Source organism: Burkholderia mycopellens (genome assembly GCF_964265025.1).
Classification (GTDB): domain Bacteria; phylum Pseudomonadota; class Gammaproteobacteria; order Burkholderiales; family Burkholderiaceae; genus Burkholderia.
Genome location: NZ_OZ183803.1, coordinates 1,591,669 through 1,610,698 on the forward strand (window position 1 = coordinate 1,591,669; position 19,030 = coordinate 1,610,698).

Consider the following 19,030-nt stretch of genomic DNA (forward strand, 5'->3'; position numbering starts at 1 on the left):
CCGGCATGCGCGCGACCGGCACCTGAAACGATATGGAGATTTTCATGCCCATGACCCGCAACCCGACCGAATGGCTTGCCGTGCGCCGTGAGCTGACGACACGCGGAAAATGGACGCTCGGCGTGGCGTCCTTCCTGCTGCCGTTCGCCGTCTGGTGCCTGATCAGCTATGTGCCGTTCATTTGGCATCCGCAAATGCGCATCACGAACCCGGGCAGCGTCGATTATTTCCAGACCGGCATGCAGATCGACCGCGACGTGTTCGAGGATGAACTGGCGCATGCGCGAGCGACCCACGCGGCCGTGCCGGAAGGCGTGCGCGCGAACCCGGTCTACCTGCCCGCGCCGCACCAGGTGCTGCGCGCGTTCTACACCGCGTTCACGACACCGCCGGCATCCCGCGACGGCGTCTGGCTGCACGAGAGTCTGTGGCACAGCATCCGGATCATTTTCTGGGGCTTCGTGATCTCGTCCGCGATCGGCGTGCCGCTCGGCATCGTCTGCGGCACCTTCAGCGTGCTCGCGCGGCTGCAGGAGCCGTTCCTGGAGTTCTTCCGCTACTTGCCCGCACCGGCGTTCGGTGCGCTGATGGTCGCGATCCTCGGCATCTACGACGCGCCGAAGGTCGCGATCATCGTGATCGGCACGCTCTTCCAGCAGGTACTGATCATTGCGAACACGACGCGCAAGCTCGAATACGGGCTGTTCGAGGCGGCGATGACACTCGGCACGAAGAAGCTGAAGCTGCTCACGCACGTCGTGATCCCCGGCGTGCTGCCGGACCTGTATCGCGACCAGCGCATCCTGCTCGGCTGGGCCTGGACCTACCTGATCGTCGCCGAACTCGTCGGCACGAGCTCGGGCATCACGTGGTACATCAGCCAGCAGGCGCGCTACCAGCATTTCGACAACGTTTATGCGGCGATCCTGATGATCGGGATCATCGGCCTCGGCACCGACATCGTGCTCGGGCTGCTCGGTCGCAGGCTGTTTCCGTGGGATCGCACGCTGAAAGCGTGACGCCCGTTGCCGCACACCCATCGACCGATTTCCGCAGAGGCCATCATGCAGAACCCGCGCGCCGTTCCCGATTACCTGATGCAGTCCGACGCCGTGCGCGAGCGTTTCGCGCGCTTGAAAACCCGCGACGTAATACTCGACGTGCGTCATGTCGGCAAGCGTTTCGCGACACCGCAAGGCGAGTGCGTCGCACTCGACGACATCAGTTTCCGGACGTACCGGCGCGAATTCGTGTGCGTGATCGGCCCGTCCGGCTGCGGCAAGTCGACGCTGATCCGCATCCTCGCGGGGCTCGAAGCACAGACGAGCGGCGAGGTGCTGCTCGACGGCAAGCCGGTGCAGGGGCCGGGCGCCGATCGCGGGATGGTGTTCCAGGGCTATACGCTGTTCCCGTGGCTCACCGTGAAGAAGAACGTGATGTTCGGCCTCCGGATGAACGGCAGCAGCAGCGGCGCAGCCGAGCGCGAAGCGCTGCAGTGGCTCGATCTCGTCGGGCTGACGCGTTTCGCGGATGTGTACCCGCACCAGCTGTCGGGCGGGATGAAGCAACGCGTGGCGATTGCCCGCGCGCTCGCGAACCGTCCGCGCATCCTGCTGATGGACGAGCCGTTCGGCGCACTGGACGCGCAGACGCGGGCGAAGATGCAGACGCATCTGCTCGACATCTGGCGCAACATCGACGTGACGATCCTGTTCATCACGCACGACCTCGACGAGGCGATCTTTCTGGCGGACCGGATTCTCGTGCTGAAGGCGAATCCGGGGGCGGTGCAGGAACTGATCGAGGTGCCCGTGCCGCGGCCGCGGGACTATTCGCAGGTCAATACGCCCGAGTTCGTCGCGACGAAGGCGCGGCTCGAGGCGCTGATCCATCCGAAGGACGCGGTGACAATGGACGACGGCGTGAGGCCGCACATGATCCGCATGACGGATGTATCGGACAACGTCGAGTAAGCCGTGATGAAAACGGCTGGACGGTCGCCGCGTGTCTAGGCGCGGGCGATCGCCAGCGCCGTCGCGACATCGCCGCGGCGATACGCGGCTCGGACGGCCGCTTCCGTAGCCGCGGCGATTTCCGGCGGCGACGGCTGTCGCAGGCGCACGGCGACGCGCGGCAGCGATGCGAGTTGGGTCCGGAGGTCGACGATCAGCCGGCAGCAGCGAAAACCGGCGGACGAAGCTTCCGGGCGGACGGCGGCGTCGGCAAGCTCGGCGGTCCACTCGACGCCGCGATGGCGCCTGGCTTCGTCGAGGCGCGGCAGATGGCGCGCGTCGCCCGATAACGCGATCAACAGCGCGGCCCATTGCGCGCCGCGCCATCCAACCGGCATGTCGCACGTGAGGTCGGCCAGCAGCGCATCGTCCAGCACGGACAGGCTTTGCTGGCACAGGTAGTGGAAGTCGAGCGGCTGATAGCGGACCTGCGGGTAGTCGCGCAGCACGTGCCCGAGTTCGGCGCCGGTCGCGACGGCGGCGGCCAGGAATCGTTCGGCCGGCGCGGGGCGGTTCAGCAGCAGCGTCGGCACGCTCTGGTAGAGCCGGCGGATGTCGTCGGGGTGATAGTGCATCGCGAATGTCGGGGTGATCGACCGGCGCGCGTGGTGCGCCGTTCAGGTTTTCTGCGGGTCGCCGGACAGCAGCGCCGTATAACGCCGCTGCATTTCTTCGGGGTCGACCGCTTCGATCGTATGCCCGATCAGCCAATCGTAACCGAACGGGTCGCGGATCTTGCCGGAACGCTCGCCGTAGAACGGGTCCTGGATCGCGCGTGTCAGTTGCGCGCTGGCCGCGACCGCGGCGGCGATCGTCGCGTCGGTGTCGTCGACATGCAGGTGAAGCGACATCGGCGCGTTGCCATCCGGATCAAGGGCGAAGATATCGTATTCGGGGAACGTGTCCGAGATCATCAGCGTGCACGGCCCGAGCTGCAATTCCGCGTGGCCGATGCGCCCGGACGGCTCGACGAGACGGAACTTCTCCTGCGCGCCGAACGCCTTCGCGCTAGGCGTGCAAATAGGGAAAGACTTCGTGAATCGCCATGATGCCCTCCGGTTGGTGGTGCGGGTGTCGCTCGATCCTGTCGGGCTCCGCGGGCCTGGTCTTGAGCGAAATTTGCCGTCTCGCCTGACTCGGAAACGGCGGATACGACGCCCGGATCGCGTCGATGAAGGACCACAGGGCTCCGCCGGGGCGGCGGCTGAGGAGCCTGTCTCTTACCGTATCGTGAACGGCGAACACGTTGATTCTACAAACGTATTGCGCGGTCGGGGGCACGGGCGGCGATGAGGAGGCGGATGCCTGACCGGTGGCCCGCTCTCGCACGGCGCGTGCCTGCCCCCGACTTCGTGCACGACCGGGCATCGGGATATCGTTGCGTTCCCGACATGGCGGTCAGGCTTCGGTATTCGCCGGTTCGACGCGCCGCACCGCCGTTCGATGGCGTACGCCAGCGATGTAGAACAAGCAGCCCATCGCAGCGAAGCCGGCCATGATGTAGAACAATGCGTGCGCATCGATCCCGCTGTCGAGCAGGAATCCGCACAGGATCGTATTTAAACCGCCACCCAGCATCGAGATGTTCTGAACGCCGAAATAGGCGCCTTTCATATCGCTACGGGCGATCGAATCGACGAACATGAATTCCGAAGGCACGATCAGGATCTCGCCGAGCGTAAAGATGAACGTACCGACGATCCAGAATGCAACCACCATCGAATGGTCGTAAACCAGCAGTCCGGCGATCAGCATGACACTGCCGGCCATCACGGCCGCGAGCATGTTCCGATGGGAAATCCGGCTGCCTACCAGGTATTGCAGCAGGATCACGGTAGCGGCATTGACGGCGGTGGTAAGTGAAATCAGCGTCTCGGCCCGGGCCGTGTCCGTCACGTGCCCGACATACTGCGACAGATAGGTAGCGAATCTTGCGTAGACGAGAGAGCTGAACAGCCCCCCGAGGGTGAACAACTGCAGCCTCCTATCGCTTGCCAGCACGGCCGCGATTTCCCGCAACGGCGGTTGCGATCCGGCCTGCGGAACAGCCAGGGCCGCATCGGTGCGGTAGCGTCGCGCGCAGGCGACTAACACGGCCAGCGCCATCAGGTTCAATGCGGCAGAAACGAGCATCGGCGCCAGCGCCGACCAGCGGCTGAGAGCGAGGCCGGCCACCGGCGCTGTGCAGAACGCCAGATTGATGATCGTGTAATTGGCCGAGAACGCGGCGCTACGCTGCTGTTCCGGCAGTATCCCGGTGAACAGGGACTTGATCGACAGATGCATCGACGTAAATGCCAGTTCGATGGCTACCAGGCACGCGAAAATCAACGAGAATCGCGCTGTCATCGGAATGAGCGCATAGATCGCGGCGGATATCGTGATGACCAGCAGCAACGCGCGCAACGGCGTGAATCGGTCTACCAGGATCCCGCAGTAAATGCCCCCGAGCGTCGCGATCATCACGGAGCACCCGAGCGCATAACCGACCTGCACGGCCGAGAACCCGAGGCTGGTCGACAGGTAGATCGGGAAAAAGGTGAACGTCAATGCCCGGCTGAAGTTCAGCAGGAAGGCCAGCGAGAGTAGCGGCCGCAGTACCGGGGCGTCAGTCATTCGGCATCAGCTCCCGCGAAGCGAGCCGAGCCTCGGTTTCGTCCACGATCCCGTCGATGTCCAGTTCCCGGCCCGCTTGCCGCAAGCAGTGGCCAAGTGCGGCCACGAGGCGCAGTACGGCCTGCGGGCGACACTGTTCACCCATCTGGCCGATGCGCAGCAGCGGCAGGCCGAAGGTGGTCGAGATCTCGACGCGATGCTGGTCGCGCAAGCGCGCGACGAACGCGTCCGGTTGAATCCCGCTGGGCAGATGAACGCCGATCACCGAGTGCAGACGGGTTGGCGGGGGCGCGGCCAACGTCAGGTTCAGTTTCAGCAGTGCTTCCTGCACGGCCGCCGAACTCGAACGATGCCGCTCGATACGGGTCGGCAAGGTCTCCTCGTTCAGGAGGCGCAGCGCCTCGTGCAACGCGAACAGTCCGTTGACGGGGGCCGTATAGTGGTAGCGGTGCTCGTGCCAGAACGCATGTGCCAGGGCGGCGTCAAGGCACCAGTGGGCGGGCTTGAAGTCGCGCTTCGCGATGCGTTGCCAGGCGCGGGCGGAAAAGGCGATCAGCGACACGCCGGGGATTGCCGACAGTCCCTTCTGACCGCCGCAAAACACCACGTCGAGTTGCCATGCATCCATCGGCAACGCCGTGGTGCCCACCGTGCACACCGCGTCGACCACGCTCAGGGCTTCGTATTGGCGGCACAGCGCCGCAATCGCCGGCAACGCCTGATTGATCGTGGTCGACGAAGTTTCGCCGTGTACCACCGTGACGAGGCTCGGACGGTAACGCGCAAGATGCTGCTGGAACCGCTCGATCGGGAAGCATGCGTGACCATCGAACTGGAAGATGTCCACGCCTGATTGCAGGCGCATGGCCATCTCGGCCAGACGTGCGCCGAAATGACCGCCGACGATGGCGAGTACGCGCGATCGGGCGTTCACCAGGTTGGCGAGCGCCATTTCGCCGGCGGCCGAGCCGGGGCCGGCCAGACCGAAAATCCACGGCGTTGCGGTCTGAAACGCATAACGCGCCATGTCCTTCAGTTGATCGAGCACGTCGTTCATGTCCGGGCCGAGATGGCTTGCGACATGCATGTTGGCCTGCCGCACCGAGAGCGGTTGCGGGACGGGGCCCGCACCCATCAGCAACACCTCGCGCTGAAACAGGCCCTGCTGCAGGGCTGGATAGGATCGCGCTTCGATCACGACGTCGCCTCCAGGTCGCTCTGGCGATGGTCCTCGACGAGACGTACCTTGCCGCTGACGGGGTTGCGCGTCAGCGTACCCTGCGCCAACTGGACGACCTCCACCTTGAATTGCAGCAACTGGTCGGACACCATGTCGTACGACTGCAAGGCGGGCAGCGCATCGATCAGATGCTGTGTCAGCCCGCGTGTGTCGAGGCGTTCCGGCGACTCGACATTAACTTGCAGCGTCTCGTATTGCCGATGGCGGCGGATGCTCAATTGCAACTGGATGATCGGCACATGTGCCAGCGCGTCGACGATTTCCTGGTGATAGAGCGCCTGTCGGCCATTGAGGATGATCAGCCCGTCGCCGCGCCCCAGATACTCCAGTGCGCGCCCTTGCGGGTGCGGGATGATTCGGCCCAGATCGCCGATCCGGTAACGGACCAGCGGGTATTCGAACTTCTGCCAGTTGGTGATCAGGATGTGGCCCTGCTGGCCATCGGGCACCGGGTTGCCGTCGTCGTCGACGATCTCGACATAGTTGTAGTCGTCGACCAGCAGATGCGCGGTGCCGCCGAGGTCTTCGGGCTGGTAACCGATCTGCGCGCCATCGTTGGCCGCGAGGATACTGCGAACCACGCTGACGCCGAACTCGGTCTTCAACCACCGCTTGCGACTTTCCTGCCAGGCTGCACCGCCATAGATGACCTTCTCGATCCGGAATTCCGGATCGATCCGCTTGGCGCCGTCCAGCAGCGTTTCGAGCAGGCTGGGAATGCCGATCACGACGTTGACGCCGAACGCCTGGCGCAAATGGACCAGTTCTTCTGGCGTCACGTTTTGCCCGACCGTATAGGACTCTACGGGCATCAGGGCGAGTTCCTGGGAACTGGTCAACATGCCGCCGTACAAATGTCCGCCGTACAGCGTGTTGACGACCTTGTCGCCCGGTGTCAAGCCGGAGTTGTACAACATTTGCACGGCTTCCTGCAGCATGCTTTGCCAGTCATGGCGTGAATAGGGGATGTAGCGTTTCTTTCCGCCGCTGGAGCCCGATACCAGGACTTCGCCGGTCGGCAGGGCGCCGGACCCCATGCCGTTTCCGTAAGGCGGTGAATGAGCCTCGAGCGCGGCCTTGTCCAGCAGCGGAAAATCGCCGAAGGCCGAGATCGTGTCGGGGAGTGTCAGCCCGCGATAGTAGGGAATCTGCCGGATCTCGTGAAAAAGAAAGCGCACCCGGCTGTCGAGGCGCCGCAATCGGCTGGCTGCGCTCGCCTCGCGGCGTGCGTCGGTGAGCGACGTGCCTGCCAGGTAGGTTCTTTCGACCAGCACGGCGCTCCACGAATGCGACAAATCGAGTTCCAGCGGATAAGGCGCGGCAGCGCCCGGCCCGATTCGATAGCGTATCGCGCCGGGCGCTTCGGCATCGTCGTTGTCCGTCAAACGCAGCGGCGGCACGTCTACGCGCAGCGAACCATCGTCAGGTTCCGGGTTCAGCGAAATCGAGAACGGCAAGAAGGTGCGTTGCTTCAGCGCGACCTCTGCGACGGCCTCCCAGAACGAAACGAACTCGCTTTCCACCGCCACCCGATTCCCGGTCAGCCAGGCCAGCAGAACACCGCGCCACTGAGCCTGCAGGCTGTAGCCGGTGATCGTAATGACGCCGTGCGGGCGCAGTTCCGTGACGTCGTTGCGATCGGCGTGGTAGATCCACGGCAGCGCGTGCAGGTTGCCGAGGCCACGCCAGACGGCTTGCTTGAGTGCGACAGGATCGAACAGGGCGGCAATTTCACCGACTTGTCGCGCAGTCAGTTGCCGACGCCAGCCGGTTTGGTCCCGAAGTGCGTCGAAGAGTGACGAGAGGGTGATGATGCGATCGGTAATGTCGTGCATGGTGAGGGTTCGGGCAAGCGATTGAACGAGGCGGTCAGAGGATGCCGGGCTGAGCGATACGCCGCAGACAGTGGCCGAGAAAGTGCTCGAGCTGTTCCGGTGAATCGGCACGAGCCACCAGCGACAGCGGGATCTGCGCTTCGTCGTAGGTCAGTTGTTCCACCGGCCGGTCATTGCGCTGAAGCTCGACCAGTAGTGGGCTTCGCACGACATCGTCGGGCACGACGAGTTCGGGCAGGTCGGAGCGATGATGGCCGGGGTAGAGGAGGAAGCCGTAGTACGCCGGGGACGATGCGCCCACTGCCGGAGCCGGCAGCTTCAGGCAGTCGCTAAGCTCGATCGACGGCAGGTGAACGCCGGTGCGCAACTGATGGGTTTCGACGATGCGGGCACCGCCCAGACGGTTGGCGGCCTCGAGGAAAATGCAGGTCTTGCCGTCGAAAAAGGCCTCGATATGGATACAGCCGTGGCTGATGCCCAGGGCCTCGACGACCTGATGCGCGAACGCATCGAATACCGGGCTCTGCTCGACCTGGAACGAGCCTACCGGCTCGCCGGACAGGTAGGCGAGCGGCGTGTTGATATAGCGGCTCGGCAGGAAATATTCGATCTTGCCGTCCACCACCACGCCGTCGAAGTGGTAGAGCGGCGCGTCGACATATTCCTCGATTTCATGGCTTCCCCAACCATCGTGACGTTCGAGGTGGTCGATCGCCGCGTCGAAACTGTCATGGACCACGATGCCGCGGCTCGATGCGCCATCGCGCGGCTTGCTGATGGTCCTGCCGCTCCATCGTCGCGTCGCCACTTCCTCGGCCCGCTCGATGAAGCGCGGATAGCGTATCGAGCCGACTTCGGCGATGCGCCGTTTCATCTTGACCTTGTCGCGCACCAACTCGATCTGTTCGTACGCCGGGCCGGAGATACCGAGTGCTGCCCGAATCCGGCACGCTTCGAGGATGCCGTATTCGGACAGCGCGATCACGGACCGGAAGCCGTCGTGGGGGGATACGCGCGCCAGTACCGCCTGGACGAGGTCGTCGTCGGCGTCCGGCGGTAGGACGATGCGACGGCATGCCAGTCCGTCCGGCAGATCGCGCAGGTGTTTGTCGAGCCCGATATAGGTGAGTTCGTGTTCGCGATGGTCGAGCACGAGGTCATAGCGCATTTTCTTGAACGGCGCCTGATGCAGGATCAGGATTTTCATTGCGATACCTCCAGTAACGACATGCCCCAACTGAACCCCATCGCGCTGGTTGCCATCGCGACGATATCTCCGCGCCGCAACCGGCCGGCCTGGAACAACTGACGCAGTGCGATCCAGTTGTCGCCGCCGCCGAGATGGCCGTCGAGGTGGTAGTTGAAGACGCTTCGCTCCGCCGGAAGATCGAGGTTCTTCAGCAAACTCTCGTGGACGTCCCGATCGCCCTGGTTGATGAGCAGGTAGCGCAACTGATCGATCGCCACGGCAGCACCGGCCAGGCAGAGGCCGAGCAGTTCCACGAACGCATCGATGTAGCGCTGTTTCAGGCCCCGGCGTTCGTAATGCTTTCGCACCAGGGTTCGGCCGTCGTGCAACTGGCCGCGATACATGTCGCACCAGGAAGGGTCGGTGCGCATCTCGTCACCCCGCAGCGTCAGCAGCGGGCGGTCCGTACCGACCACCAGGGCGGTGGCGCTGTCGCCGAAGTTGAACAACGCACGCGATTGCGCGTCGGATCGGTCGATGACGCGGCTCAGGCGGTCGCAGATGATGACGAGCGCAAGATGACCCGGCCGCGCGGACACCTTGTCGCGCGCAATGGACAGGCCAGTCGCGCCAGCGTTGCAGAAGTTGACGACCTCGAAGCAATGCGCGTATGTCAAGCCTAGTTCCGACGCGACTTTCGCGGCAGGCGACCAGAACGGCGCATCCCAGACGCCCGACCCGCAGTAGATCACCCAGCCGATTCGTTTCGTATCGACGGCTTGCCGCTCGATCACGGTGGCTGCCACCTGGGCCGCATACCGCCAGTCCGGGATATCGGCGTCGAACACCGATACCGCCGACGCCGGGAGGATCTCGTCCAGGTCGCCGGGTTCCAGCCCCGACCAGCGCACGAGGTCCTGGCGCGAGACGGTCTGCGCGGGCACCAGCGTCTCGAAATCGGTTACGCCGACGGCGCTGCTCATTTCACCGCCACGCGATGCACGGTGCGCGCATGGTTGTCTTCGACGTGCGTGACCGCGTGATAGGCGGTTTCCGTTTTCCACAACAGCAGATCGCCTTTGGTCCACCGGTGGCGGTAGACGTAGCGGCTGTCTGTCACCAGTTCTTCCAGCAGCGCCAGGAAGTCCTGGTTCTCGTTCGCGTCGAAGCCGATCACGTAATCGAGGTAGTCCTTGGCGCCATACAGGTACGGCCGCCCGGTTCGCGCGTCGACCTTGACCAAGTCATGCGTAACCGGCGGATGCAGCTTCTCCGCGTGCTGCATGATTTCGGCGATCGAAAAGCCTACGTGTTCGGGGCGGGCCTTGAAGCGCTTGCGCACCGTGTGGACCGCCTGGCGGCCTTCGATCTTTCTCTTCCACGTATCGGGCAGGCGGGCATAGACATCGCGGGCGCTGGAAAACAGCGTATCGCCGCTCGACGCCGGAATGGTGATGCCGTGCAACAGCGTATAGGTGGTCGGGTTATCGGTATATGAAGAGTCCTGATGCCAGAAATTGCCTACGCGCGGCACGCCATACGCCTTTCCGTTCACCACCTCATTCGATGAGATCATGATCTCAGGGTGCTCAGGGTGGCGGTACTGGCTCATGACGAAGGGTACCGGTTCACCGATCAGGCGTGCGAGTTCTACCTGTTCGCCCGGCGAGATATCCAGATCCTTGAATATCAGCAGTTCGTTGTCGTGCAGTGCCTGCAGCACTTGTTCACGGATCTCCGGGTTGCGGATATCGCGAATCGAGATGTCGTGGATCTCGGCGCCGACATAATCGCTCACTGGCTTGATTTGCATGATGTTCCCTGTCTGGATCAGATGGTGGATTCGAGTGCCGCCACGAACCGGTCGATCTGTGCGGTGGAATGGTCTGGCGTCACGGTCACGCGAAAACGTTCCTGGCCTCGCGGAACGGACGGGAAGTTGATCGGCTGAACGTAGATCTGGTGGTCGGTCAACAGCGTTCGCGAAACCCTTTTGATCTTTTCCAGGCCGGGGATGATGATCGGAACGATATGGCTCTCGGCATCGACGAAATCGACCTGGTGCCGGCGCAACGCGGCTTTCAGATAGGCGACGTTCCTGAACAGCGTCTCGCGGCGTGCCGTGTCGCCGATGATGTGGTCGATGCTCGTGCGCGTCGCGGCCATCAGGGCCGGTGGCAACGAAGTTGTGAAGATGAAGCCCGGCGACAGGCTGCGGATGCAGTCGACGGCATCGCGAGTACCCACGACGAAACCGCCCGAGGTGCCGATTGCCTTGCCGAAACCACCCTGGATGAAGTCGACGCCATGTTCGTCCAGCGCTTCGCACAGGCCCAGCCCCTTGGGGCCGAACACGCCGACCGAATGGGTTTCGTCGATATAGGTCAGGGCGTTGTATCGCTTCGCGAGCCGCACGATCTCCTTCACAGGTGCCACGTCGCCGTCCATTGAATACACCGATTCGAAGACGATCAGCTTCGGTCGCTCGAACGGTTCGGCGGCCAGGCCGCGTTCGAGATCAACAAGATCGTTGTGCTTGAAAACATATTTCTTGCCCTTGAGCTTCCTGATGCCCTCGATCATCGAGCGATGATTGAACGCATCGGAGTACACGACCGCGTCGCTGAGCACGGAAACGAGCACACTGAGGCTTTCCGTATTGGCCAGATAGCCGTTGTTGAAGATCAACGCGCTATCTCGGCCGTACAGCCGGGCCAGATGCTGCTCCAGATCGACGTGCGCGCCGGTATTGCCGGAAATGTTGCGTGACCCGCCCGAGCCCGCCCCGAACTGCTCCAGCGCATGCCGGAACGACGCAATCACCTTTTCGTGCTGCCCCATGCCCAGGTAGTCATTGCTGCACCACACTTCGATCGTCTTTCCCTGGTAATTCGCCAACGGGAAATGACCGGCGCTGCGTGAGAAAGTCAGAAAATGGCGATAGGCATCCGTCGATTTGAGTTGATCCAGTACATCGCCGAACACTTCGGCGTAGTTGAGTTTCGCTTCAACCGTAGACATTATTCCCACCCTTGGTTGTATACAGTACGAAAGATGTGGCCGGCGCTTGGTCGCCGGAATGGAAAATCATTAATTGACCGAATCAAGATGCCTCGACTGGAGCTGGTAATCGTTCTTATTTGATTTGCTGATTATCCGCAGTCGACCCGGACACAAAAATCAGAACGCGCCCGCATCGTCGGTATCGACACTGACGATGGCCTTGCCGAGATTGCCGCCGGAAAGCATCGCGAGAAATGCCTCGACGATATTGTCGAAGCCCTTCGTGATCGTCTCCGGGGCGACGATGTCGCCGCGCTGGAGGTGAGGAATGGCGAATGCTTCGAGTTCCTGCTGCAGATTGGCGTAGTCCTTCACGAGGAAACCCTGCAGCGTCAGGCTCTTGCCCACCACCTCGAACAGATTGCGTGGCGCGGCAGGCGGCTGCAGCGCGCTGTATTGCGCGACCGCGCCGATCAGCGCCGCGCGCCCGTGGTCTTTCAGGACGGCAATAGCCGCTTCGAGCTGCTCGCCGCCCACGTTGTCCAGATAGACGTCGATCCCTTCGGGAATCCGTTCGCGCAATTGCGCGCCGACATGCCCTGGCCGATAGACGAACGCATCGGAATAACCGAGGCCGCTCGTCAATTGCCGCGCCTTGTGCTCGTTGCTGGTGCTTCCGACGATCCGGCTCGCGCCGAGCAGGTGCGCGAACTGGCCGGCCGCGGTGCCGACGCCGCCAGCGGCGGCCGATACATAGAGGGATTCGCCGGGTTGCAGGCGGACGATGCGGGTCAGCGCGACCCACGCGGTCAATCCGGTACCGCCCAGAATGCTCAACCAGGCGGTGAGCGGCACCCCGTCAGCGGGCCGGATTACCCGCAGCGCTTGCGCCGGCACCTGGGCGTAGGTGCGCCACCCCTGACGATGGAATACCCAGTCGCCGGGGCGAATCGATGTGCCGGTGCTGTGCAGCACCTGGCCGATGGTCCGTCCTTCCAGCGGCGCATGCAGCGCCCAGTCGCCGTCCATGCATTCGCGCATATACGGGTCGACCGAGAAATGCACGTTTCTCACCAGGACTTCGCCGGGCGCCAACGGCGCCAGCGGCTGCCGGACGAAACGGAAATGCTCTCGGTGTGGTTCTCCATGCGGCCGTTCGACCTGATGAACCAGCGTATTGTGGGACGGTTGATATCCGAAATTCATTTCGCTCATTAACTATCCAGAATGATTGATAACGTCCGGGGCGGCGCCGTGTTGAAGCAGCGATATTTATACGATGGCGATCGAATCGAAAGTGCGGGGAATTAAATTCGTCGTCAGTTAGGTCATTGTTTGCAAAAACACGAATTCACCAAAACGATGCATGCCCGCATTGAGTGGGTGAATTTGAATCGATTTGTTTTATTTGCGTGGACATTCTGCATAACGGCAAGCACAATAAAAACGGCAAATTCAGAAATTTTTGTTTCCTCTTTTATGCGACTGATCGACCAGTTTCATCGGCTTGGCGAGTTTCTCGACGAGCAGGGCAGCCAGCCCGGGTTGCCGGCACTGGCGCGAGCGTTGAACTGCACCGAGCGCAACGTACGAGGCCTGCTGCGCAAGATGGAGGCGCAAGGGTGGTTGCGGTGGGAGGCGGCGCGTGGCCGTGGCCATTTCTCGAGGCTGACGATGCTGGTTGCCCCGCAGCATGCAGTGCTCGATCGCCTTTCCTGCCTGCTGGCGGACGGTGAGCTGGAGCAGGCGTTTGCGAGCCTCGGAGACGAGCAGCGCCAGCAACTATTGAGGCGGCTTCCGGATTTTCTCGGAATCCATCCTGCCGGCTCGCACGGCCATCGCCTGCGCATTCCCCTCTATCGGGCGGTGGACGAGCTCGATCCCTATCGGGTGATCAGCCGGCTGGAGGCCCATCTGGTGCGGCAGATCTTTTCGCGACTGACCGAATTCGACAGGCACACGCAGCGCGTCGTGCCGGCGCTGGCGCATCACTGGGAGCAGGCAGAGGCTGGGCGCGTCTGGCACTTCTGGCTCAGGCCGAACGTCGGTTTCCACGATGGCAGGCTTCTGGAGCCGGAAGATGTGCGGTACACCTTGCTGCGCATGCGCGACGAGTCGAGCTATTTCCAGCGCCTGTACCGGCATCTGCTCGACGTGGAAATCGGTGAGGGCAGGCGGATCGTATGTCGTCTCGGCGACGTCGATCATCTCTGGCCGCAGCGCCTCGCGGCCGCCAACGCGTCGATCGTGCCACGTCACAGGAACGCCGATTTTGCGCGCATGCCGATCGGCACGGGGCCGTTCAAGCTGACGCGTCGCAGCGACTACCGGATCACGTTGTCGGCATTCGGTGATCACTATCGCGAACGCGCGCTGCTTGACGAACTGGATCTCTGGTTCCTTCCATCGACCGAGCAGGCGGACGGATTCGATCTCCGATTCGGCTACTCCGCGTCTCACGCACCGGAGAACAAGGGCATCGTGCGCGTGCAGGCGGGCTGTACCTACGTGGTCTGCAATGCCACGCGCGAAGCGTTCCGCGAGCGTGCCGACCGGCTGGCGCTGGCTGATTGGCTCGCGCCCGCCAGCTTGTTCGGTCACGACGATCCCGCGAGGCGGCCCGCGGCCGGGTTGCTACCGGCCTGGCGGCATCGCGTCGCGACGCCAGCCGCCGAACCCTTCGTGCCGAAATACACCGAACTCACGCTGGTCACGGGGCAGACCCACGACGAACGCGTCCTGGCCCGTGCGATCGAGGCCAGACTGCGCGACGCGGGGATCAGGCTGCGTGTGTTGACGCTGCCCTATGCGGCGTTGATCCGGCGCGACTGGCTGGATTCGGCCGACCTGGTACTGGGCAGCGAGATCCTGCACGACGACGAGGATTTCGGATGCTTCGAATGGTTTGGGGCCAACAGTACGTTCCGGCAATGGATGCCGGAGGCTGCCGCGCTCGACCTGGACCGCCGGCTGCATGCGGTCCAGACGCAAGCCGATCCGCGCGCGCGGATGGCGGAGTGCGAGGCCATCGGCAAGGAGCTGGTCGATGCGGCGTGGTTGATTCCGATCTCGCACGAGCACCAGCATGTCGAGCTGGCATCGCACGTTGCCGGCGCCGAGGCCGCGCCGCTGGGGTTCGTGTCGTTCGCCGAGCTGTGGGTGCGGTGATTCGTGCTCCGGGCGATGCGCAGGCTCTGCAAATACCGCAATGGCGCCTGTTCTCGCGACCCGGCCGCGAGATGACAAAAACCGATTCGCCGAATCGTGACCTCGCGCGCGGCGATATAATTCGCGCTCCGAGGGCATTCGAGCCCGACCGCGATCACAAGACAAGAAGAAGCAGACATGGCTCAGTCTCAACCGCATGCATTGCAGCGTCCGCCCGCTGAAGTCCTGTATGCCGACCAGCTCGCCGAGTTGAAGGCGCAGGATGGCGGCCAACCACGTCCTCCGGGCTGGCAACTGAGCCTGACGGCCGCCCGCGCATTCATTGCCGGCGATCGTGCGCTCGGCATTGCGCCGAAGATCGTCGCGCCGATCGCGAGCATCGAGCGCATGCTCGTCACGCTTGCCACCGGCCGCGGGCTGATGCTGGTCGGCGAGCCGGGTACCGCGAAATCGATGCTGTCCGAGCTGCTGGCGGCCGCGATCAGCGGCACGTCGACGCTGACGATCCAGGGCGGCGCATCGATCACCGAAGACCAGATCAAGTACGGCTGGAACTACGCGTTGCTGATCAACGAAGGGCCGAGCCTGCGCGCGCTCGTGCCCGCGCCGCTGTACCAGGGCATGCACGACGGCAAGATCGTTCGTTTCGAGGAAATCACGCGTGCGCCGCTGGAGGTGCAGGACTGCCTGCTCGGGATGCTGTCGGACCGCGTGATGGCGGTGCCCGAACTGCACGGCGAACACGGGATGCTGTATGCGCGCGAGGGCTTCAACATCATCGCGACCGCGAACACGCGCGACCGTGGCGTGAACGAGATGAGCGCTGCGCTCAAGCGGCGCTTCGATTTCGAAACCGTGTTCCCGATTCTCGATTTCGACAGCGAACTCGCACTCGTGCGCGAAGCCAGCGCGCGCCTGCTGGCCGGCAGCGGCATTCCGGCGGCGGTGCCGCAGCCGGTGCTGGAACTGCTGGTCACCACGTTCCGCGATCTGCGCGGCGGGGCCGGCGACGCGACGGGCAGCGACGGCGCGATGGACCGGCTGACGGCGGTGATGTCGACGGCCGAAGCGGTGAACGTCGCGCACGCGGTCGGGGTGCGCGCATGGTTTCTCGAGCAGCGCGAAGGGTCGCCGCAGGATCTGGTCGACTGCATCGCCGGCACGGTCGTCAAGGACAACGCCGACGATCGCGCGAAGCTGCGCCGCTACTTCGAACAGAAGGCCGCACGGCGCGAAGGGGCGCACTGGCGCGCGTACTACGCGGCACGCCACCGTCTGCCGTGACGCGCGACATGAACGCAACTGTTCACGGCGACCTGCCGGGGCCGGGACGTGTCGCGGCCGACGCGCCCGACGCGCACTTTGCGCGCGGCGACAAGGTCAGGTCGGGCGCCGTCGGCGGCGTCGCATGCATTGACGTCGACTGACGGGCGCCGCATGCAGACCGACACGTCCGGCACACCTCACATCGTCGGCATCCGGCATCACAGCCCCGCCTGCGCTCGGCTGGTGGCCGAGCGCATCCGTGCGCGGCGGCCGCGCTACGTGCTGATCGAAGGGCCGGCGGATTTCAACGGCCGGCTCGACGAGCTGTATCGTCCGCACCGCCTGCCGATCGCGATCTACAGCTATCTGTCCGGCGATGCCGCGCATTACGGCTCGTGGACCCCGTTCGCCGAGCATTCGCCGGAATGGCAGGCCTTGCAGGCGGGGCGCGAAGTCGGCGCGACGGTTCGCTTCATCGACCTGCCCGCGTGGCACGCGGCGTTCTCGCGGCTGGAGAACCGCTATGCCGATGTCGCGGACGCCGAACACGAGGCACGCGCCGACGCCTACGAGCGCGCGCTGGCGGACACGCTTGCCGTGCAGGGCCGCGATGCGTTGTGGGACCACCTGTTCGAGGACGTCGGCGATACGCCCGGCGCGCTGGACGAACTCGCGCAACGCCTGTCGACCTACTTCGCGCATCTGCGCGACGACGATCCGGGCTCGCTCGGCAACCAGGCGCGCGAACGGATGATGGCGCGCTGGATCGCGTGGGCGGTCGGCGAAGCCGGCGGCCAGGCGGACGACGTGCTGGTCGTCTGCGGCGGCTATCACGCGCCGGCGCTGGCGCGACTCTGGCGCACGCTGCCGGCTGCGTTGCCCGAGACACCCGAACCGGGCTCGATCGACGATGGTGCCGGCACCGTGCTCGACGAACCGTCGAACGACGCCTGCGTGCCCGATGCGGATTCGAAGGCTGTCGACGAGGCCGCGCACAGCGTCCGCTACGGGTCCTATCTCGTGCCTTACACGTTCAAGCGCCTCGACGCGTTCGCGGGCTACGCATCGGGCATGCCTTCGCCGGCCTATTACCAGTGGGTCTGGGCGCACGGTGCCGAGGAGGCCGCTCGGCGGGTGCTCGAGAACGTGATGCAGCGGCTGCGCACGCGCAAGCTGCCGGTATCGACGGCCGACCTGATCGCCGTGCACGTGCGGGCCGAAGGGCTGGCGCGCCTGCGCGGCCATGCACGGCCGCTGCGTTGCGACTGGCTCGACGCGCTGGCCGGCGCGCTGGTGAAGGACGCGCTCGACGCGCCGCTGCCGTGGACTTATCGCGGGCCGCTGCGGGCCGGCACCGACCCGGTGCTGGTCGAGGCGATGGATGCGCTGGCCGGCGACGTTGCGGGCGAACTCGCGCCCGGCACGCCGCAACCGCCGCTCGTCGCCGCGGTGCGCGACGAACTGGCCGCGCTCGGCATCGTGCTGCGCGGCACGCTGACGCTCGACCTGCTGACCGACGAAGGGCGTGCGCGCAGCCGCGTGCTGCACCGGCTGGCGCTGCTGCGGGTGCCCGGCGTCGTGCGCCGCCAGGGCGCGCAGCTTGCGATGTCGGGGGAACGCGACGAGGTCTGGCAACTCGGCGAGCCGCTCGAGCAGCAGGCGGCGCTGATCGAAGCCGGCGCGTGGGGCGCGACGCTGTCCGACGCGGCGCGCGCGCGGCTCGAGGATGAATTGCGTCAGGCCGGCGGTCGCATCGCGCCGCTCGCGGATGGCCTGAACCGCGCCGCGTGGGCCGGCCTGGCGGCGCTGAGCGACACATTGCTGGATACGCTGCGCGATGCGGTCGCGCGCGAGCAGCGCTTCGAGTCGATCGCACCCGCGCTCGGCAACCTGCATACGCTGCTGCGTCATGGCGATCTGCTCGGCATGAACGATGCGCCGGTGTTGCGGATCGTTGTCGAGGCCGGTTTCGATCGCGCACTATGGTTGCTGGAGCCGGCCGCCGCGCTGGCGCCGGCGGATCTCGATGCGCATGTGCAGGGGCACGTCGCGCTGCGCCGGATCGTGGCCGACGTGTTGGCCGGCACGGAGGGTGATGCCCACACGCCGCTCACGATCGAACCGTTGCGCGCGCTGGCCGTCTGGCGGCGCAAGGCGGCCGATACGGCGGCGGCGCCCGCGAGTCGCGGCGCGGCGCTCGGGGCCCTGCTCGGCCTCGCCGCGCATGCCGGCACCGACGACGGTCGACCCGTCGCCGGCATCGACGATGCGATGGCGCTGTTGCAGGCGATGCCGGCGGCCGCGCTCGGCGATGCGCTCGGCGGCCTGCTTGCGCTGGCGCGCGAGACGCTGGCGAGCGCGCCAGCGTTCGTCGCGGGCATGGATGCGACCGTGCGCGCGCTCGACGACGCCGATTTCGTGCTCGCGCTGCCGGGGCTGCGCGGCGCGTTCGCGTGGTTGCCGCCGCAGGAGCGCGGGCGGCTCGCCGATCACGTGCTCGCGCTGCACCAGGCGACGCACCTGTCGCGACGCGTGCTGACGGAGCGGCACGCGAACGACGCATCGCCCGAGGAGGCCGCGCACGCCGCGCGCATCGAGGCGCAGGTGCTGGGCCGCCTGCGACGCTGGGGGCTCACGCCCGACCCGGAGGCGTCGTGACCCACCGATCGACGAACCGCCACGCGCGCGGCTGCTTGTTCCT

At 64.8% G+C, this 19,030-nt stretch carries 15 protein-coding genes and 1 pseudogene; 6 read left to right on the forward strand and 10 right to left on the reverse strand.

Annotated elements, in window-relative coordinates; translation table 11 throughout:
• Window positions 1-44 precede the first annotated feature (44 nt).
• Both ACPTTC_RS25435 and ACPTTC_RS25440 read left to right on the forward strand, forming a co-directional pair.
• Window positions 45-1,019 (forward strand): ABC transporter permease, encoded by a 975-nt coding sequence (locus ACPTTC_RS25435; protein WP_175970478.1) that lies wholly within the window; start codon window positions 45-47, stop codon window positions 1,017-1,019.
• 45 nt (window positions 1,020-1,064) lie between these two features.
• Window positions 1,065-1,973: an ABC transporter ATP-binding protein gene (locus ACPTTC_RS25440; protein ID WP_423394417.1), complete on the forward strand. Its 909-nt coding sequence runs from the start codon at window positions 1,065-1,067 to the stop codon at window positions 1,971-1,973.
• Between the two features lie 35 nt (window positions 1,974-2,008).
• Here the strand turns inward: ACPTTC_RS25440 and ACPTTC_RS25445 are convergent, their stop codons facing one another.
• From ACPTTC_RS25445 to ACPTTC_RS25490, 10 genes and pseudogenes are all read right to left on the reverse strand, one after another.
• Complete coding sequence (locus tag ACPTTC_RS25445; protein ID WP_423394418.1) at window positions 2,009-2,587, reverse strand: hypothetical protein; 579 nt, start codon at window positions 2,585-2,587, stop codon at window positions 2,009-2,011.
• Window positions 2,588-2,629: 42 nt separating this feature from the next.
• Window positions 2,630-3,059 (reverse strand): annotated as a pseudogene (locus ACPTTC_RS25450) (VOC family protein).
• A gap of 351 nt (window positions 3,060-3,410) precedes the next feature.
• Window positions 3,411-4,628 carry an MFS transporter gene (locus ACPTTC_RS25455; RefSeq protein WP_423394419.1) on the reverse strand — a complete coding sequence of 406 codons (1,218 nt, stop codon included), beginning with the start codon at window positions 4,626-4,628 and terminating at the stop codon, window positions 3,411-3,413.
• Window positions 4,621-5,826, reverse strand: coding sequence for a pyridoxal-phosphate-dependent aminotransferase family protein (locus ACPTTC_RS25460; RefSeq protein WP_423394420.1), 1,206 nt, complete (start codon window positions 5,824-5,826; stop codon window positions 4,621-4,623). Before ACPTTC_RS25460 ends, ACPTTC_RS25455 begins: the two co-directional genes overlap by 8 nt.
• A complete protein-coding gene (locus tag ACPTTC_RS25465; protein WP_423394421.1) occupies window positions 5,823-7,703 on the reverse strand; it encodes a phenylacetate--CoA ligase family protein in 1,881 nt (626 codons plus the stop codon). The genes ACPTTC_RS25460 and ACPTTC_RS25465 overlap by 4 nt, the downstream gene beginning before the upstream one ends.
• A 34-nt stretch (window positions 7,704-7,737) precedes the next feature.
• Window positions 7,738-8,910: an ATP-grasp domain-containing protein gene (locus ACPTTC_RS25470; protein ID WP_423394422.1), complete on the reverse strand. Its 1,173-nt coding sequence runs from the start codon at window positions 8,908-8,910 to the stop codon at window positions 7,738-7,740.
• The gene (locus tag ACPTTC_RS25475; protein WP_423394423.1) at window positions 8,907-9,875 is read right to left on the reverse strand and encodes a 3-oxoacyl-ACP synthase III family protein; all 969 of its coding nucleotides are present in this window, start codon (window positions 9,873-9,875) and stop codon (window positions 8,907-8,909) included. Before ACPTTC_RS25475 ends, ACPTTC_RS25470 begins: the two co-directional genes overlap by 4 nt.
• On the reverse strand, window positions 9,872-10,705 hold the full coding sequence (locus ACPTTC_RS25480; RefSeq protein WP_423394424.1) for a TauD/TfdA dioxygenase family protein: 834 nt from the start codon (window positions 10,703-10,705) through the stop codon (window positions 9,872-9,874). The genes ACPTTC_RS25475 and ACPTTC_RS25480 overlap by 4 nt, the downstream gene beginning before the upstream one ends.
• A gap of 17 nt (window positions 10,706-10,722) precedes the next feature.
• Entirely contained in the window at window positions 10,723-11,913 is a 1,191-nt protein-coding gene (gene hemA / locus ACPTTC_RS25485) for a 5-aminolevulinate synthase (protein WP_423394425.1), read from the reverse strand.
• Between the two features lie 159 nt (window positions 11,914-12,072).
• On the reverse strand, window positions 12,073-13,110 hold the full coding sequence (locus ACPTTC_RS25490; RefSeq protein WP_423394426.1) for an MDR family NADP-dependent oxidoreductase: 1,038 nt from the start codon (window positions 13,108-13,110) through the stop codon (window positions 12,073-12,075).
• 120 nt (window positions 13,111-13,230) lie between these two features.
• Between ACPTTC_RS25490 and ACPTTC_RS25495 the strand changes: the two genes are divergently transcribed.
• The 4 genes from ACPTTC_RS25495 (at window position 13,231) to ACPTTC_RS25510 (ending at window position 18,987) form a co-directional block, all read left to right on the forward strand.
• Window positions 13,231-15,063: an ABC transporter substrate-binding protein gene (locus ACPTTC_RS25495; RefSeq protein WP_423394427.1), complete on the forward strand. Its 1,833-nt coding sequence runs from the start codon at window positions 13,231-13,233 to the stop codon at window positions 15,061-15,063.
• 177 nt (window positions 15,064-15,240) lie between these two features.
• The gene (locus ACPTTC_RS25500) at window positions 15,241-16,347 is read left to right on the forward strand and encodes an ATP-binding protein (protein WP_423394428.1); all 1,107 of its coding nucleotides are present in this window, start codon (window positions 15,241-15,243) and stop codon (window positions 16,345-16,347) included.
• Window positions 16,348-16,355: 8 nt separating this feature from the next.
• A complete protein-coding gene (locus ACPTTC_RS25505; RefSeq protein ID WP_423394429.1) occupies window positions 16,356-16,490 on the forward strand; it encodes a hypothetical protein in 135 nt (44 codons plus the stop codon).
• A 10-nt stretch (window positions 16,491-16,500) separates the two neighbouring features.
• Window positions 16,501-18,987: a DUF5682 family protein gene (locus ACPTTC_RS25510; RefSeq protein ID WP_423394430.1), complete on the forward strand. Its 2,487-nt coding sequence runs from the start codon at window positions 16,501-16,503 to the stop codon at window positions 18,985-18,987.
• Window positions 18,988-19,030: the final 43 nt, after the last annotated feature.

What these genes read in the sequence shown, in the direction of transcription:
- ACPTTC_RS25435 (WP_175970478.1), top strand. Translation starts at nt 45, where the DNA reads ATGCCCATGACCCGCAACCCGACCGAATGGCTTGCCGTGCGCCGTGAG.
- ACPTTC_RS25440 (WP_423394417.1), top strand. Translation starts at nt 1,065, where the DNA reads ATGCAGAACCCGCGCGCCGTTCCCGATTACCTGATGCAGTCCGACGCC.
- ACPTTC_RS25445 (WP_423394418.1), bottom strand. Translation starts at nt 2,587, where the DNA reads ATGCACTATCACCCCGACGACATCCGCCGGCTCTACCAGAGCGTGCCG.
- ACPTTC_RS25455 (WP_423394419.1), bottom strand. Translation starts at nt 4,628, where the DNA reads ATGACTGACGCCCCGGTACTGCGGCCGCTACTCTCGCTGGCCTTCCTG.
- ACPTTC_RS25465 (WP_423394421.1), bottom strand. Translation starts at nt 7,703, where the DNA reads ATGCACGACATTACCGATCGCATCATCACCCTCTCGTCACTCTTCGAC.
- ACPTTC_RS25470 (WP_423394422.1), bottom strand. Translation starts at nt 8,910, where the DNA reads ATGAAAATCCTGATCCTGCATCAGGCGCCGTTCAAGAAAATGCGCTAT.
- ACPTTC_RS25475 (WP_423394423.1), bottom strand. Translation starts at nt 9,875, where the DNA reads ATGAGCAGCGCCGTCGGCGTAACCGATTTCGAGACGCTGGTGCCCGCG.
- ACPTTC_RS25480 (WP_423394424.1), bottom strand. Translation starts at nt 10,705, where the DNA reads ATGCAAATCAAGCCAGTGAGCGATTATGTCGGCGCCGAGATCCACGAC.
- hemA (WP_423394425.1), bottom strand. Translation starts at nt 11,913, where the DNA reads ATGTCTACGGTTGAAGCGAAACTCAACTACGCCGAAGTGTTCGGCGAT.
- ACPTTC_RS25490 (WP_423394426.1), bottom strand. Translation starts at nt 13,110, where the DNA reads ATGAGCGAAATGAATTTCGGATATCAACCGTCCCACAATACGCTGGTT.
- ACPTTC_RS25500 (WP_423394428.1), top strand. Translation starts at nt 15,241, where the DNA reads ATGGCTCAGTCTCAACCGCATGCATTGCAGCGTCCGCCCGCTGAAGTC.
- ACPTTC_RS25505 (WP_423394429.1), top strand. Translation starts at nt 16,356, where the DNA reads ATGAACGCAACTGTTCACGGCGACCTGCCGGGGCCGGGACGTGTCGCG.
- ACPTTC_RS25510 (WP_423394430.1), top strand. Translation starts at nt 16,501, where the DNA reads ATGCAGACCGACACGTCCGGCACACCTCACATCGTCGGCATCCGGCAT.